Genomic DNA, 13,834 nt, shown 5'->3' on the forward strand with positions numbered 1-13,834 from the left:
AGGTCCGACATGGCTCGTTTGCAAGCGTTTTATCGCGAAAAAGTTGTGCCAGGCCTCGTTGAGAAGTTTGGCTACAAGTCGGTCATGGAAGTGCCGCGCATCACCAAGATCACGCTCAATATGGGTGTGAGCGAGGCGGTTGCGGACAAGAAGGTGATGGACCACGCCGTTGGCGACCTCACCAAGATCGCCGGCCAAAAGCCCGTGGTCACCAAGTCCAAGAAGGCAATTGCGGGTTTCAAGATCCGCGAGCAAGTGCCGATCGGCTGCATGGTCACCCTGCGTGGTGTTCAGATGTATGAATTCCTGGACCGCTTCGTGACGGTCGCGCTGCCGCGCGTTCGTGACTTCCGTGGTATCTCGGGTCGCTCGTTCGATGGTCGTGGTAACTACAACATCGGCGTCAAAGAGCAGATCATTTTCCCGGAAATCGATTACGACAAGGTTGACGCGCTGCGTGGTCTGAATATCAGCATCACCACCACGGCCAAGTCGGACGATGAGTGCAAGGCCCTGTTGGCTGCATTCAAGTTCCCGTTCAAGAACTGAGGTGACCTGTGGCAAAACTCTCGATTAAGCAACGTGAGCTGAAGCGCGAACAACTGGTCGCCAAGTACGCCAAGAAGTATGCGGAACTGAAAGCCATCATCGACGACTTCAAGAAGTCGGAAGAAGAGCGCTATGCAGCCCGCCTGGAGCTGCAAAAGCTCCCCCGTAACGCCTACCCGACCCGCCTGCGTAACCGCTGCGAGTTGACCGGCCGTCCCCGCGGCACGTTCCGCAAGTTCGGCCTGGGCCGTAACAAAATTCGCGAGCTGGCCTTCAAGGGCGACATCCCCGGTGTCGTCAAGGCCAGCTGGTAATCGGCAGGTTTAGGAGATTTTCATATGAGCATGAGTGATCCTATCGCCGATATGCTGACTCGCATTCGCAACGCCCAAAGCGTTGAGAAAGCCAGCGTCGTGATGCCTTCGTCTAAGTTGAAGATCGCGATCGCCAAGGTCCTGAAGGACGAGGGTTATATCGATGGATTCGCGGTGCGCGGTGAAGCCGCCCGCCCCGAGTTGGAGATTGCGCTGAAGTATTACGCCGGTCGCCCGGTGATCGAGCGCATCGAGCGCGTGAGCCGTCCCGGCCTGCGCATTTACAAGGGCCGCCACGACATCCCGCAGGTCATGAATGGCCTGGGTGTGGCGATTGTCACCACCCCCAAGGGTGTGATGACCGACCGCAAAGCACGTCAAGCCGGTATCGGCGGCGAAGTGCTCTGCTACGTCGCCTAAGCGCAAGGAGATTTAAACAATGTCCCGCGTAGGAAAAATGCCGGTCGCCGTCCCCGCTGGTGTGGATGTGACGATCACCGCTGAGCAAATCAGCGTGAAGGGTGCCCAGGGTACGTTGGTGCGTGCAGCCAACCCCCAGGTCATCATCAAGAACGAAGCTGGCAAGCTGACTTTCGCCCCCGCCAACGAATCGGCCGACGCTGATGCGCTGAGCGGCACGATGCGCGCACTGGTGGCCAATATGGTCAACGGTGTGAGCAAGGGTTTCGAGAAGAAGCTGAATCTGGTGGGCGTGGGCTTCCGTGCCCAGGCTCAGGGCCAGAAGCTGAACCTGCAGATCGGTTTCTCTCACCCTGTGGTGAAGGACATGCCGGCTGGTATCAAGGTTGAGTGCCCCACCCAGACCGAAATCCTGATCAAGGGCGCGGACCGCCAAGTGGTCGGACAGATTGCCGCTGAAGTGCGCGCCTTCCGTCCGCCAGAGCCTTATAAGGGCAAGGGCATCCGCTATTCCGACGAGAAGGTCTCCCTCAAAGAGACCAAGAAGAAGTAAGGAGCAGCGCAATGTTGACCAAAAAAGAACAGCGCATCCGTCGCTCGCGTCAAACCCGCGCCCGGATTGCAATCCAGCGCGTGGCACGCCTGACGGTGTTCCGCTCCAACCTGCACATTTACGCCAGCGTCATTTCCGACTGCGGCACCAAGGTGCTGGCCAGCGCTTCGACTGCCGAGAAGGAAGTCCGCGCCGAACTGGGTGGCAATGGCAAGGGCGGCAACGTCGCTGCTGCCGTCTTGGTGGGCAAGCGTGTCGCCGAGAAGGCCAAGGCTGCAGGCGTCGAGAAGGTGGCTTTCGACCGTGCGGGCTTTGCCTACCATGGCCGAGTCAAGGCACTGGCCGAAGCAGCCCGCGAAGCCGGCCTGCAGTTCTGACGCAACAAGGAATACGAAATGGCAAAATTTCAACCCCGCGCGCAGACCGAAGGCAATGACGACGGCCTGAAGGAAAAGATGATCGCGGTCAATCGCGTCACCAAGGTGGTCAAGGGCGGCCGTACGCTGTCCTTCGCAGCACTGACGGTGGTCGGCGACGGCGATGGCCGTATCGGCATGGGCAAGGGCAAGGCGAAAGAAGTTCCGGTCGCCGTGCAAAAGGCAATGGAAGCCGCCCGTCGCAATATGGTCAAGGTCGATCTGCGCAATGGCACGATTCACCACAGTGTGAACGGTGACCACGGCGCTGCCCACGTGATGATGATTCCGGCCAAGGCCGGTACCGGCGTGATCGCCGGCGGCCCGATGCGCGCCGTCTTCGAAGTGATGGGCGTGACCGACATCGTGACCAAGAGCCACGGTTCGACCAACCCTTACAACATGGTTCGCGCCACGCTGGACGCTCTGAAGCGTTCCACCACGGCCGCGCAAGTCGCAGCCAAGCGCGGCAAGACAGTTGAAGACATCCTCAACTGAAGCTGCACTGGAGAGACTGATGTCTGACAAGAAAACTTTGACGGTCAAGCTGGTCCGCAGCCCCATTGGTACCCGTGCGTCGCACCGTGCCACCGTGGTTGGCCTGGGTCTGCGCAAGCTGAACAGCACCAGCGTGTTGGAAGACACGCCTGCGGTTCGCGGCATGATCAACAAGATCGCCTACCTCGTGCAGGTGCTGTAAGCACCACACGAACTGAGGACTAGAAGATGCAACTCAATACCATCAAGCCTGCCGCTGGTGCCAAGCACGCCAAGCGTCGCGTGGGTCGTGGCATTGGCTCCGGTCTGGGCAAGACCGCTGGCCGCGGCCACAAGGGTCAAAAGTCGCGTGCCGGTGGCTACCACAAGGTGGGCTTCGAAGGCGGTCAAATGCCTTTGCAGCGTCGCCTGCCCAAGCGCGGTTTCAAGTCGCAATCGCTGAAGTACAACGCCGAGATCACGCTGAGCGATCTGCAGGTGCTGGCCGGTGACGAAATCGACGTGCTGACCCTGAAGGCCGTAGGCCTGGTTCCCGAACTGGCAAAGACCGTCAAGGTCATCCTGTCGGGCGCCATCAGCCGCAAGATCACGCTCAAGGGCGTGGGCGCAACGGCGGGTGCCAAGGCAGCCATCGAAGCCGCTGGCGGCACGGTCGCTTAATAGAGCTACAGGATAGGCACAGTGGCAACCAACGCAAACCAACTGGCCAAGAGCGGCAAGTTCGGCGACCTCCGTCGTCGGCTTGTGTTCCTGCTGCTGGCGCTGGTGGTGTATCGGATCGGGGCACATATCCCCGTGCCCGGCATCGACCCGGCCCAACTGCAGCAGCTCTTCAAGGGTCAGCAGGGCGGCATCCTGAGCCTGTTCAATATGTTCTCGGGCGGTGCGCTGTCCCGTTTCGCTGTCTTGGCGCTGGGTATAACGCCCTACATTTCGGCCTCCATCGTCATGCAGTTGATGACGCATGTGGTGCCGAGCTTGGAAGCGCTGAAGAAGGAAGGCGAAGCAGGGCGTCGCAAGATCACGCAGTACACCCGTTACGGCACGTTGGGCCTGGCCATTTTCCAATCGCTGAGCATTGCGCTTGCGCTTGAGAGTTCGCCGGGTCTGGTGATTGATCCTGGTTTCGGTTTCCGCATGACTGCGGTGACGAGCCTGGTGGCTGGCACAATGTTCCTGATGTGGCTGGGTGAGCAGATCACCGAGCGCGGTCTGGGTAACGGCATCTCGATCCTGATCTTCGGCGGTATCGCTGCGGGTCTGCCGGGTGCGGTGGCCGGGTTGCTGGAGCTGGTGCGGACCGGCGCAATGAGCATCATTGCTTCGATCTTCATCGTGGCGCTGGTGATCGGTGTGACCTACGCTGTAGTCTTTGTTGAACGCGGTCAGCGCAAGATCTTGGTGAACTATGCCAAGCGCCAGGTCGGCAACAAGGTCTATGGCGGTCAGAGCTCGCATCTGCCGCTGAAGCTGAACATGTCGGGCGTGATCCCGCCGATCTTCGCGTCATCCATCATCCTGCTGCCGACCACTGTGGTGAGTTGGTTTGCTACCGGTGATGGGCTGCGCTGGTTGAAAGACCTCGCTGACATGCTGCGTCCGGGCCAGCCGATCTATGTGCTGCTGTACGCCGCTGCCATCGTGTTTTTCTGCTTCTTCTACACGGCGCTGGTTTTTAACAGCCGTGAGACTGCGGACAACCTGAAGAAGAGTGGTGCGTTCATTCCCGGGATCCGTCCCGGCGATCAGACCGCCAAGCATATTGACAAGATCTTGTCGCGACTGACCTTGGCCGGCGCCATCTATATCACCGCCGTCTGTCTGTTGCCTGAGTTTTTGGTTCTGAAGTACAACGTGCCGTTCTATTTTGGCGGTACCTCCTTGTTGATCATCGTCGTGGTCACCATGGACTTCTGGGCTCAGGTGCAGTCTTATGTGATGAGTCAGCAGTACGAATCGCTGCTGAAGAAGGCAAATTTCAAGGCCAGCTGACAAGCTGAGGTAATACCAACGGTTCCAACTGAACCTGAACGGCATGGCGAAAGACGACGTCATTCAGATGCAGGGTGAGATCCAAGAAAATCTCCCCAACGCAACGTTTCGTGTGAAGTTGGAGAACGGGCATGTGGTCCTCGGTCACATCTCCGGCAAGATGCGGATGCACTACATCCGTATCCTGCCTGGAGACAAAGTGACGGTGGAACTCACGCCCTACGATTTGAGTCGTGCTCGCATCGTTTTCCGGGCGAAGTGAGCTTGTTCATTCCCCGGACGCGCTGTTTGAGCGATTTAGAGTAGGTCAAGGAGCAGACCATGAAAGTTTCGGCATCCGTTAAGCAAATGTGCCGCAATTGCAAGATCATCCGCCGCAAGGGCGTGGTGCGTGTGATCTGTACCGATCCCCGCCACAAGCAGCGCCAGGGCTGATTGCTGCACGACACGAGCGAATTAGAGGACGCACATGGCACGTATTGCTGGTATCAACATTCCGCCGCAAAAGCACACTGAGATCGGTCTGACTTCGATCTACGGCATTGGCCGTACGACCGCACAGAAGATCTGCACGACTTGCGGTATTCCGTTCGACAAGAAGGTCAAGGACCTCACCGACGCAGATCTGGAAAAGATCCGTGAAGAAGTGGGCCGCATGACCATCGAAGGCGATCTGCGCCGCGAGATGTCGATCAACATCAAGCGCTTGATGGATCTGGGCTGCTACCGCGGCTTCCGTCATCGCCGTGGCCTGCCGATGCGCGGTCAACGCACCCGCACAAATGCACGTACCCGCAAGGGTCCGCGCAAGTCGGCTGCGACCGGCAAGAAGTGATCACGCTGCCACAGCATTGAAAGAAGGTTCACATGGCAAAAGCACCTAATAACTCGGCTGCCCAGCGCGTTCGCAAGAAGGTTCGCAAGAACGTTGCCGACGGCGTTGCGCACGTCCACGCTTCGTTCAACAACACCATCATCACGATCACCGATCGTCAAGGTGGCGCTCTGTCCTGGGCCTCTTCCGGTGGTCAAGGCTTCAAGGGCTCGCGCAAGTCGACTCCGTTCGCTGCCCAGGTGGCTGCCGAAGTTGCCGGCCGCGCTGCTCAAGAGCAAGGCATCAAGAATCTGGACGTCAAGATCAAGGGCCCCGGCCCGGGTCGCGAATCCTCGGTGCGTGCTTTGGCTGCATTGGGCATCCGCATCAACTCGATCTCTGACGTGACGCCGGTGCCGCACAACGGCTGCCGCCCTCAAAAGCGTCGTCGTATCTAAACCTCTCGGTTTAGTGCGATAATCGCAGATTCGATTTCCCAAGCCGGCTGGCGCGCGAGCGCCAGCCGGCCGTTTTGCTGAAGTCGAGGCCTCGTGTGAGCGGCGGCCGACACTTCAATAAGCCCACCGTCTGAGCTGATAAAAACACTGGCCAGACTCGCGCACAAGTCGACGGACTTTGTGCGTCAGATTGAACAAGGACACGCAAAGTGGCACGTTACCTCGGCCCCAAGGCCAAACTCTCCCGCCGCGAAGGCACCGACCTGTTCCTGAAGAGCGCACGCCGCTCGATCAGCGACAAGGCCAAGTTTGATTCGAAGCCCGGCCAGCACGGCCGTACTTCCGGCCAGCGCACTTCCGACTTTGGTCTGCAGCTGCGTGAAAAGCAGAAGGTCAAGCGCATGTACGGCGTGCTGGAGCGTCAGTTCCGCCGCTACTTCGCCGAAGCCGAGCGCCGCAAGGGCTCGACGGGTGTGAACCTGCTGCAACTGCTGGAGTCGCGTCTGGACAACGTCGTCTATCGCATGGGCTTCGGTTCGACCCGTGCCGAAGCGCGTCAGCTGGTCTCGCACAAGGGCATTACCGTCAATGGCGAAGTGGTCAACATCGCTTCCTACCTGGTGAAGGCCGGTGACACAGTCGCCGTGCGTGAGAAGGCCAAGAAGCAGCTGCGCATCGTTGACGCGTTCAAGCTGGCCGAGTCCATCGGCATGCCTGCCTGGGTGCAGGTGGATGGTACGAAGCTGGAAGGCGTGTTCAAGAAGGCTCCCGACCGCGACGAGTTCGGCGCCGAGATCAACGAATCGCTGATCGTTGAGTTGTACTCGCGTTAATCGAAGTGATCCGGCCGGGCGGCTCGTCAGGAGCGCGCTCGGCCTTGCCGTTTTCTTCGGCTTTATCTCGTCCGGGCCGGGCCCGTTCCGGCCGCGCCCGGTTGGTCCCTCAGCCTTATCGGTGTAACGAACCGAGGGTATTGAAAGAAAGACCTCATGCAAACAAACCTGCTGAAACCCAAATCCATCAATGTGGAGCCCCTGGGCGGCCATCGCGCCAAGGTGACGCTGGAGCCGTTCGAGCGCGGTTATGGCCACACTCTGGGCAATGCCCTGCGCCGTGTGCTGCTGTCCTCGATGGTGGGTTACGCGCCGACTGAAGTGACGATTGCCGGCGTGCTGCACGAGTACTCGGCCATCGACGGTGTGCAAGAAGACGTGGTTCACATCATGTTGAACCTCAAGGGCGTGGTGTTCCGCCTGCACAACCGCGAAGAAGTGACTCTGGTCCTGCGCAAGGAAGGTGAAGGTCCAGTCACGGCTGCCGACATCCAGACCCCGCACGATGTCGAGATCATCAATCCCGAGCACGTGATTGCCCACCTGTCGCAAGGCGGCAAGCTGGACATGCAGATCAAGGTCGAAAAGGGCCGTGGTTATGTGCCGGGCACGATGCGCCGCTATGGCGACGAGCCGACCAAGAGCATCGGCCGTATCGTGCTGGACGCATCCTTCTCGCCCGTGCGCCGCGTCAGCTACGCTGTCGAGAACGCGCGCGTCGAGCAGCGTACCGATCTGGACAAGCTGGTCATGGAAATCGAAACCAACGGCGCCATCTCGCCTGAGGAGGCGATCCGCGCTTCGGCCAAGATCCTGGTTGAGCAGTTGGCCGTGTTCGCGCAGCTGCAAGGCACCGATCTGGTCGATGCCTTCGACCAGCCGGCTCAGCGTTCCAGCAGTTTCGACCCGATCCTGCTGCGTCCTGTTGATGAGCTCGAGTTGACCGTTCGTTCGGCCAACTGCCTGAAGGCCGAGAACATCTACTACATCGGCGATCTGATTCAGCGCACCGAGACCGAGCTGCTGAAGACCCCGAATCTGGGTCGCAAGTCGCTCAATGAAATCAAGGAAGTCCTCGCTTCGCGTGGCCTGACTCTGGGCGCCCGCCTGGAAAACTGGCCGCCGCAAGGTTTGGATAAGCGTTAATTAGTTTTTGAAAGAGGGTGGCGCTAAGCCACCCGGTGCCCCCGGGCAGTACCTGATACGGCTGCTGGGATCAATCTAGAAAGGAAAAGCACCATGCGTCATCGTAACGGCCTCCGTAAGCTCAACCGCACCAGCGAACACCGCAAGGCAATGCTGCGCAATATGTGCGTCTCGCTGCTGCAGCACGAAGCCATCAAGACTACGGTCCCCAAGGCCAAGGAACTGCGTCGCGTCGTCGAGCCTCTGATCACCCTGGCCAAGGAACCCACGCTGGCAAATCGCCGCCTGGCTTTCGACCGTCTTCGTGACCGCGACATCGTCACCAAGCTGTTCAACGAACTCGGACCGCGTTTCAAGGCGCGTCCGGGCGGCTACACCCGCATCCTGAAGATGGGCTTCCGTGTTGGCGACAATGCGCCGATGGCCTATGTGGAGCTGGTCGACCGCGCCGAAGGTGAAACTGCCGGCGAAGCCGTCGAGTAAACCGACAGCACTTGCGCTTCAGCCATTTCGGTCGGAGCGCTCGCCCAAAGGAGGCCAGCTTGATGCTGGCCTTTTTTACGCCTGTACCTTCAGCGATGGTGACGAAACCACCAAACTGCGCTATACTGCTAGCTTCAGTCGCGGGGTGGAGCAGTCTGGTAGCTCGTTGGGCTCATAACCCAAAGGTCGTAGGTTCAAATCCTGCCCCCGCAACCAAAGAACAGGAAAAAGCCGCTTGTCTTTGAGCGGCTTTTTTGTCGGCGAGATAAGCGTGGCCGACGTTAAGCAAGAACAGTCGCGGGGTGGAGCAGTCTGGTAGCTCGTTGGGCTCATAACCCAAAGGTCGTAGGTTCAAATCCTGCCCCCGCAACCATCAAGTACAAACGCCCTCGCATGCTGCGAGGGCGTTTTGCTTGGTGCGTTGTGATCCGTCAGATGATGCCGGCCAGCGCCTCTCCCATCTCGGTCGTCGAGGCCTGTCCCCCCAGATCGCGCGTGCGCGGCCCTTGGGCCAGCACGGTCTCAATGGCTTTCAAGATCGCGTCATGCGCGGCTCGCTCGCCCAGAAATTCCAGCATCAGCGCGGCCGACCAGATCATCGCCACCGGGTTGGCAATGTTGTGTCCATAGATGTCCGGCGCCGAGCCATGCACCGGCTCGAACAGCGAGGGAAACTTGCGCTCCGGGTTCAGATTGGCCGAAGGCGCCAGGCCAATCGTGCCGGTGGTCGCCGGCCCCAGGTCCGACAGGATGTCGCCGAACAGATTGCTGGCCACCACCACATCAAAGCGCCCCGGTTGCAGCACAAAGCGCGCGCTGAGGATGTCGATGTGCTGCTTATCCACCGTGACCGACGGATAGCCCTGGGCCACCGCATCCGCGCGGCCGTCCCACCAGGGCATGCTGATCGCGATACCGTTGCTCTTTGTCGCCACCGTCAGGTGCTTGCGCGCACGGCTGTCGGCCAGCTCGAAGGCGTACTTCAGTACCCGGTCGGTGCCATGGCGTGAGTAGACCGACTCCTGGATCACGATCTCTCGCTCGGTGCCGGCATACATGATGCCGCCCAGATTGGTGTACTCGCCCTCGGTGTTCTCGCGCACGACGAAGTAGTCGATCTCACCGGCCTTGCGTCCAGCCAACGGGCACGGCACACCGTCGAACAGGCGCACCGGGCGCAGATTGATGTACTGGTCGAACTCGCGGCGGAACTTCAAGAGCGAACCCCACAGCGAGACGTGGTCGGGGACCGTGGCCGGCCAGCCGACCGCGCCGAACAGGATGGCGTCCATGCCCTCGAGTTGGGCCTTCCAGTCGTCGGGCATCATCGCGCCGGTCTGGGCGTAGTAGTCGCAGCTCGCCCAGTCGATAGGGGTCAGCGCCAGCTGGAAGCCGAAGCGCTGGGCTGCGGCCTGCAGCGCCCGCAAGCCCTCGGGCATCACTTCCTTGCCGATGCCGTCGCCGGGAATCACGGCGATCTTGTAGGTCTTCATGGGTTCGTTCGCTTTCTTGCTTGAGGTTTTTCAGTAGGCCGCAGGGCCGGGCAGGGCCGACGGCGCCTCGCCCAGTCCGAACTCGGCGGCAAGCCCTCGGCTGGCCTGGGCCAACAGGCTGACATCGATACCGACCGCAACAAAGCGCGCGCCGAGCGCCAGATACCGGCGTGCCGCGGCCACATCGCTGGTCAAGGTGCCGGCCGCCTTGCCGCTAGCCGTGATCGTTCGGATGGCTTGCTCGATGGCGGCCTGTACCTCCGGGTGGCCGGGCCTGCCGCGATGACCCATCGAGGCGGCGAGGTCGGCTGGGCCGATGAAGACGCCGTCGACACCGTCCACTGCGCAGATAGCCGACAGATTGCGCAGCGCCGTGACGGTCTCTGCCTGCACCAGCAGGCAGACCTCGTCATTGGCCTCGTCCAGATAGTTCTTGCGCGCGTTCCAGCGCGAGACCCTGGCAATGGCAGACCCGACACCTCGCACACCCTGGGGCGGATAGCGGCAGGCCGAGACCAGAGCCTGCGCCTGCTCGGCCGTATCCACCATCGGCACCAGCAGGGTCTGGGCACCGATGTCCAGCAGCTGTTTGATCAGCGCCGTCTCGCCCTGCACCGCGCGCACCACCGGATAGGTCGGATAGGCCGCCACAGCCTGCAGCGCGGCCAGCGTCGAGCGCACGTCGTTGGGTGCATGCTCGCCATCGATCAGCAGCCATTGGAAGCCGGCCGTAGCGCAGATCTCTGCGCTATACGACTGGGCCATAGACAGCCACAGGCCGATTTGGGCGTCGCCGCGCTGCAGCGCGGCCTTGAAAGAATTGCTCATGGTGTGGTCGATCAGGCCAGGCCACCCTGGCAGAGGTATTTGAGATGCATATAGTCGTCCAGGCCGTGGCGCGAACCCTCGCGGCCGTAGCCCGATTCCTTGACACCGCCGAACGGGGCGGCCTCCGCAGCTACCGCACCCTCGTTGATGCCGACGATACCCGCTTCCAGCGCCGCCGCGACGCGATGAATGCGCTGTACGCCCTGCGAATAGAAATAGGCGGCCAGGCCGAAGGGCGTGTCATTGGCCAGCGCGATCGCCTCCTGCTCGGTTGTGAAGCGAAACAGCGGCGCCACAGGGCCGAAAGTTTCCTCGCCGCAAACAAGGGCCGCGCCGGAGGGCTCTGCCAGTACGGTCGGCGCCACATAGTTGGGGCCCAGTTCCTCGCGCACGCGGCGGCCGCCGGTCAGCAGCCGCGCGCCCTGGGCCACCGCATCGGCAATATGTAGCAAGATCTTGTCGACCGCGCGCGCATTGATCATCGGGCCGATCTGCGCATCGGCCTCCCTGGCCGGCCCGACCTTGAGCGCGCTCACCCGCGCCACCAGCTTGTCGGCAAAGGCTTCGAACACCCCGTTGTGCACATAGATTCGGTTCGGGCAGACGCAGGTCTGGCCGCCGTTGCGGAACTTGGCGGCCATCAGGCCGTCCACCGCGGCATCCAGATCGGCATCGTCGAAGACGATGAAGGGCGCGTTGCCGCCCAGCTCCAGCGACAGCTTCTTCAAGGTGGCGGCCGACTCGCGCGCCAGATGCTTGCCCACCGGTGTCGAGCCGGTGAAGCTGATCTTGCGCACGCGCCCATCCTTGAGCCACTCGTCCACCACCACGGGCGTCAGCGCGCGCGAGGCGCAGACCATGTTCAAGACGCCTGACGGCAGTCCGGCCTGCTCGGCCAGGTACGCCAGTGCCAGCGCGGTCAGCGGTGTGTCCTCGGCCGGCTTTGCGACCACCGTGCAGCCGGCCGCCAGCGCCGGCGCGATCTTGCGGGCGATCATCGCGGCCGGGAAGTTCCAGGGCGTGATCACCGCGACCACGCCGACAGGCTCCTTCACCGCCAGCATCTGCCGGCCCGCCACCGGCGCCGCGATCACATCACCGCAGATGCGCACGGCCTCCTCGGCGAACCACTCGACATAGCTGGCCGCATACAGCACCTCGCCCTTGCCCTCGGCGATTGGCTTACCCTGCTCGCGCGAGATCAGCCGGCCCAGATCTTCCTGGTGCTCAAGAATCAGCGCCAGCCAGCGCTTCAGGATCTGCGCGCGTGCCTTGGCGGGCGTGGCGCGCCAGGCTGGGAAGGCCGTGTGCGCGGCGTCGGCTGCAGCTTGTGCATCGGCGCCGGCGCTGTCCGGCACATCCACGATCAGGGTTTGATCAGCTGGATCGACGACTGGCAGCCGCGCTGCGGAGGCTGCCGCGCACCAGGCGCCGGCGATGAAATTAGAGGTTCGCAGCAGCTCGCTGTTGCGCAGGGTTAGGTCATGACTCATCGAAGGGGTCTCAACTCACAATGCCAAGGTGCCATGGAACGAACTCATGGTCGCCGAGGCCCAGTTTCTCGCTGCAGGTGGCTTCACCGGAAGCCGTGCGCAGGATGTGTTCAAAAATGGCCTGTCCCATCTGCTCGATGCTCAATCTGCCGTCGATAACCTGGCCGCAGTTGATGTCCATGTCCTCACTGAGGCGCTCGAACATCGGCGTATTCGAGGCCAGCTTGATCGTCGGGGCCGGCTTGGAGCCGAACATCGAGCCGCGGCCGGTGGTGAAGCAGATCAAGTTGGCGCCGCTGGCGATCTGGCCAGTGGTGGCCACCGGGTCGTAGCCGGGTGAGTCCATGAACACGAAGCCGCTCTCGGTGATGGCTTCGGCGTACTCGTAGACCGCGCGCAGCGGCGTGGTGCCGGCCTTCATCGCCGAGCCCAACGACTTCTCGACGATATTGGCCAGGCCGCCGGCCTGATTGCCCGGGCCGACCACGCCGTTGAACTGGCCGTTGTGGCCGGCCGTGTAGCGCTTCCACCAGTCCAGCCGGGCCAGCAGCTTGCGACCGACGTCTTCGCTGACCGCCCGGCGCGTCAGCAGATGCTCGACACCGTGGATCTCCGGCGTCTCCGACAGGATGGCCGTGCCGCCATGGGCGACCAGGATGTCCATCGCCGCGCCCAGCGCCGGGTTCGCGCTGATGCCCGAGAAGCCGTCCGAGCCGCCGCATTCGAGGCCGATCTTCAGATGGCTGGCCGGCACTGGCACGCGCCGGATGTCGTTGGCCGCCGGCAGCATGGCCTCGACGGCGGCGATGCCGGCCGCGATCGTCGCGCGCGTGCCGCCGGTTTGCTGCATCACGAAGCTCTTGAGCTGCTGGCCTTCGGCCAGCCCTTGCGAGGCCATCAGTTCCGGCACCTGGTTGCGCTCGCAGCCCAGGCCGACGACGATCACCCCGCCCAGATTCGGGTGGCGCGCATAGCCCGCCAAGGTGCGGCGCAGCACGTCAAAGTGCTCGCTGGGCGAGGACATGCCGCAGCCGCTGGTCTGCGCGAAGGCGACGACGCCGTCGACATTTGGATAGGCCGCCAGCCGCTCGAGCGTGAACCATTCGGCCACCTTGTGGATCACGGTCGACGAGCAGTTCACCGACGCGATCAGGCCGATGTAGTTGCGCGTCGCGACTCGGCCGTCGGCGCGGACGATGCCCATGAACGTCGCGCGCTGGTCTTCGGGCAGTAGTGCCACAGGTCTCTGATCGGTGCCGAACTCGTAGGCGAAGCCCTCGTGCCGCTCTTCGTGGCGGATGTTGTGGGTGTGCAGGTACTCGCCGGCCTCGACCGCGCGGGCCGCGAAGCCGATCACCGTGTCGTACTTCAGGACGGGCTCGCCCTCGGCGATGGCCCGGGCGGCGATCTTGTGGCCGGCGGGCACCTGGGCGCGGGCCCGTGCCGTCAGGCCCGGCAGCGCCTCGCCCAGTGCGATCGCGCGGCGTGCGATCAGCACATTGTCCCGCGCGTGCAGGCGTATCAGCGGCGCATCGTTCATGGTG

General features: G+C 62.1%; 20 protein-coding genes and 2 tRNA genes. 18 read left to right on the forward strand and 4 right to left on the reverse strand.

Going from position 1 to position 13,834, the window contains the following annotated elements; genetic code table 11:
* Window positions 1-9 precede the first annotated feature (9 nt).
* From rplE to OOZ63_RS02215, 18 genes are all read left to right on the forward strand, one after another.
* A complete protein-coding gene (gene rplE, locus OOZ63_RS02130; RefSeq protein WP_137945230.1) occupies window positions 10-549 on the forward strand; it encodes a 50S ribosomal protein L5 in 540 nt (179 codons plus the stop codon).
* 8 nt (window positions 550-557) lie between these two features.
* Window positions 558-863, forward strand: coding sequence for a 30S ribosomal protein S14 (gene rpsN / locus OOZ63_RS02135; RefSeq protein WP_137945229.1), 306 nt, complete (start codon window positions 558-560; stop codon window positions 861-863).
* A gap of 24 nt (window positions 864-887) precedes the next feature.
* On the forward strand, window positions 888-1,283 hold the full coding sequence (rpsH, locus tag OOZ63_RS02140; RefSeq protein ID WP_137945228.1) for a 30S ribosomal protein S8: 396 nt from the start codon (window positions 888-890) through the stop codon (window positions 1,281-1,283).
* 19 nt (window positions 1,284-1,302) lie between these two features.
* The gene (rplF, locus tag OOZ63_RS02145; protein WP_266003641.1) at window positions 1,303-1,836 is read left to right on the forward strand and encodes a 50S ribosomal protein L6; all 534 of its coding nucleotides are present in this window, start codon (window positions 1,303-1,305) and stop codon (window positions 1,834-1,836) included.
* An 11-nt stretch (window positions 1,837-1,847) separates the two neighbouring features.
* Window positions 1,848-2,213, forward strand: a complete 366-nt coding sequence (rplR, locus tag OOZ63_RS02150; protein WP_262971600.1) for a 50S ribosomal protein L18 — start codon at window positions 1,848-1,850, stop codon at window positions 2,211-2,213.
* 18 nt (window positions 2,214-2,231) lie between these two features.
* On the forward strand, window positions 2,232-2,750 hold the full coding sequence (rpsE, locus tag OOZ63_RS02155) for a 30S ribosomal protein S5 (RefSeq protein ID WP_137945225.1): 519 nt from the start codon (window positions 2,232-2,234) through the stop codon (window positions 2,748-2,750).
* Window positions 2,751-2,769: 19 nt separating this feature from the next.
* Entirely contained in the window at window positions 2,770-2,952 is a 183-nt protein-coding gene (gene rpmD / locus OOZ63_RS02160; protein ID WP_137945224.1) for a 50S ribosomal protein L30, read from the forward strand.
* A gap of 26 nt (window positions 2,953-2,978) precedes the next feature.
* Window positions 2,979-3,410 (forward strand): 50S ribosomal protein L15, encoded by a 432-nt coding sequence (gene rplO, locus OOZ63_RS02165; protein ID WP_137945223.1) that lies wholly within the window; start codon window positions 2,979-2,981, stop codon window positions 3,408-3,410.
* A gap of 21 nt (window positions 3,411-3,431) precedes the next feature.
* Window positions 3,432-4,742 (forward strand): preprotein translocase subunit SecY, encoded by a 1,311-nt coding sequence (secY, locus tag OOZ63_RS02170; protein ID WP_137945222.1) that lies wholly within the window; start codon window positions 3,432-3,434, stop codon window positions 4,740-4,742.
* Between the two features lie 43 nt (window positions 4,743-4,785).
* Window positions 4,786-5,004: a translation initiation factor IF-1 gene (gene infA / locus OOZ63_RS02175; protein WP_137945221.1), complete on the forward strand. Its 219-nt coding sequence runs from the start codon at window positions 4,786-4,788 to the stop codon at window positions 5,002-5,004.
* Window positions 5,005-5,063: 59 nt separating this feature from the next.
* A complete protein-coding gene (rpmJ, locus tag OOZ63_RS02180) occupies window positions 5,064-5,177 on the forward strand; it encodes a 50S ribosomal protein L36 (protein WP_056194202.1) in 114 nt (37 codons plus the stop codon).
* Window positions 5,178-5,211: 34 nt separating this feature from the next.
* Complete coding sequence (rpsM, locus tag OOZ63_RS02185; protein ID WP_137945220.1) at window positions 5,212-5,577, forward strand: 30S ribosomal protein S13; 366 nt, start codon at window positions 5,212-5,214, stop codon at window positions 5,575-5,577.
* Between the two features lie 32 nt (window positions 5,578-5,609).
* Window positions 5,610-6,014 (forward strand): 30S ribosomal protein S11, encoded by a 405-nt coding sequence (gene rpsK / locus OOZ63_RS02190; RefSeq protein ID WP_133605042.1) that lies wholly within the window; start codon window positions 5,610-5,612, stop codon window positions 6,012-6,014.
* Between the two features lie 209 nt (window positions 6,015-6,223).
* Entirely contained in the window at window positions 6,224-6,847 is a 624-nt protein-coding gene (gene rpsD, locus OOZ63_RS02195; RefSeq protein ID WP_137945219.1) for a 30S ribosomal protein S4, read from the forward strand.
* A 156-nt stretch (window positions 6,848-7,003) separates the two neighbouring features.
* Window positions 7,004-7,993 carry a DNA-directed RNA polymerase subunit alpha gene (locus tag OOZ63_RS02200; RefSeq protein WP_124448780.1) on the forward strand — a complete coding sequence of 330 codons (990 nt, stop codon included), beginning with the start codon at window positions 7,004-7,006 and terminating at the stop codon, window positions 7,991-7,993.
* 93 nt (window positions 7,994-8,086) lie between these two features.
* The gene (gene rplQ / locus OOZ63_RS02205) at window positions 8,087-8,476 is read left to right on the forward strand and encodes a 50S ribosomal protein L17 (RefSeq protein ID WP_137945218.1); all 390 of its coding nucleotides are present in this window, start codon (window positions 8,087-8,089) and stop codon (window positions 8,474-8,476) included.
* Between the two features lie 139 nt (window positions 8,477-8,615).
* Window positions 8,616-8,692: transfer RNA gene (locus OOZ63_RS02210), tRNA-Met, on the forward strand.
* Window positions 8,693-8,772: 80 nt separating this feature from the next.
* Window positions 8,773-8,849: transfer RNA gene (locus tag OOZ63_RS02215), tRNA-Met, on the forward strand.
* Window positions 8,850-8,907: 58 nt separating this feature from the next.
* Here the strand turns inward: OOZ63_RS02215 and OOZ63_RS02220 are convergent.
* Genes OOZ63_RS02220 through OOZ63_RS02235 form a run of 4 tightly spaced genes read right to left on the reverse strand, consistent with a single transcriptional unit; the run spans window position 8,908 to window position 13,830 of the window.
* Entirely contained in the window at window positions 8,908-9,969 is a 1,062-nt protein-coding gene (locus tag OOZ63_RS02220) for a tartrate dehydrogenase (RefSeq protein ID WP_266003643.1), read from the reverse strand.
* A 30-nt stretch (window positions 9,970-9,999) separates the two neighbouring features.
* Window positions 10,000-10,797, reverse strand: coding sequence for a 4-hydroxy-2-oxoheptanedioate aldolase (gene hpaI, locus OOZ63_RS02225; protein ID WP_266003644.1), 798 nt, complete (start codon window positions 10,795-10,797; stop codon window positions 10,000-10,002).
* Between the two features lie 11 nt (window positions 10,798-10,808).
* Window positions 10,809-12,290, reverse strand: coding sequence for an NAD-dependent succinate-semialdehyde dehydrogenase (locus OOZ63_RS02230; RefSeq protein ID WP_266003645.1), 1,482 nt, complete (start codon window positions 12,288-12,290; stop codon window positions 10,809-10,811).
* 10 nt (window positions 12,291-12,300) lie between these two features.
* Window positions 12,301-13,830: a UxaA family hydrolase gene (locus OOZ63_RS02235; RefSeq protein WP_266003646.1), complete on the reverse strand. Its 1,530-nt coding sequence runs from the start codon at window positions 13,828-13,830 to the stop codon at window positions 12,301-12,303.
* Between the last annotated feature and the right edge of the window lie 4 nt (window positions 13,831-13,834).

The sequence above is a fragment of the Paucibacter sp. PLA-PC-4 genome, assembly GCF_026241155.1.
In the GTDB taxonomy this organism is placed as follows: Bacteria; Pseudomonadota; Gammaproteobacteria; order Burkholderiales; family Burkholderiaceae_C; genus Roseateles_E.

Excerpts from the sequence above, each read along its gene's own strand:
- rplE (WP_137945230.1), top strand. The coding sequence starts at position 10 with ATGGCTCGTTTGCAAGCGTTTTATCGCGAAAAAGTTGTGCCAGGCCTC.
- rpsH (WP_137945228.1), top strand. The coding sequence starts at position 888 with ATGAGCATGAGTGATCCTATCGCCGATATGCTGACTCGCATTCGCAAC.
- rplF (WP_266003641.1), top strand. The coding sequence starts at position 1,303 with ATGTCCCGCGTAGGAAAAATGCCGGTCGCCGTCCCCGCTGGTGTGGAT.
- rplR (WP_262971600.1), top strand. The coding sequence starts at position 1,848 with ATGTTGACCAAAAAAGAACAGCGCATCCGTCGCTCGCGTCAAACCCGC.
- rpsE (WP_137945225.1), top strand. The coding sequence starts at position 2,232 with ATGGCAAAATTTCAACCCCGCGCGCAGACCGAAGGCAATGACGACGGC.
- rpmD (WP_137945224.1), top strand. The coding sequence starts at position 2,770 with ATGTCTGACAAGAAAACTTTGACGGTCAAGCTGGTCCGCAGCCCCATT.
- rplO (WP_137945223.1), top strand. The coding sequence starts at position 2,979 with ATGCAACTCAATACCATCAAGCCTGCCGCTGGTGCCAAGCACGCCAAG.
- infA (WP_137945221.1), top strand. The coding sequence starts at position 4,786 with ATGGCGAAAGACGACGTCATTCAGATGCAGGGTGAGATCCAAGAAAAT.
- rpmJ (WP_056194202.1), top strand. The coding sequence starts at position 5,064 with ATGAAAGTTTCGGCATCCGTTAAGCAAATGTGCCGCAATTGCAAGATC.
- rpsM (WP_137945220.1), top strand. The coding sequence starts at position 5,212 with ATGGCACGTATTGCTGGTATCAACATTCCGCCGCAAAAGCACACTGAG.
- rpsK (WP_133605042.1), top strand. The coding sequence starts at position 5,610 with ATGGCAAAAGCACCTAATAACTCGGCTGCCCAGCGCGTTCGCAAGAAG.
- OOZ63_RS02200 (WP_124448780.1), top strand. The coding sequence starts at position 7,004 with ATGCAAACAAACCTGCTGAAACCCAAATCCATCAATGTGGAGCCCCTG.
- rplQ (WP_137945218.1), top strand. The coding sequence starts at position 8,087 with ATGCGTCATCGTAACGGCCTCCGTAAGCTCAACCGCACCAGCGAACAC.
- OOZ63_RS02220 (WP_266003643.1), bottom strand. The coding sequence starts at position 9,969 with ATGAAGACCTACAAGATCGCCGTGATTCCCGGCGACGGCATCGGCAAG.
- hpaI (WP_266003644.1), bottom strand. The coding sequence starts at position 10,797 with ATGAGCAATTCTTTCAAGGCCGCGCTGCAGCGCGGCGACGCCCAAATC.
- OOZ63_RS02230 (WP_266003645.1), bottom strand. The coding sequence starts at position 12,290 with ATGAGTCATGACCTAACCCTGCGCAACAGCGAGCTGCTGCGAACCTCT.
- OOZ63_RS02235 (WP_266003646.1), bottom strand. The coding sequence starts at position 13,830 with ATGAACGATGCGCCGCTGATACGCCTGCACGCGCGGGACAATGTGCTG.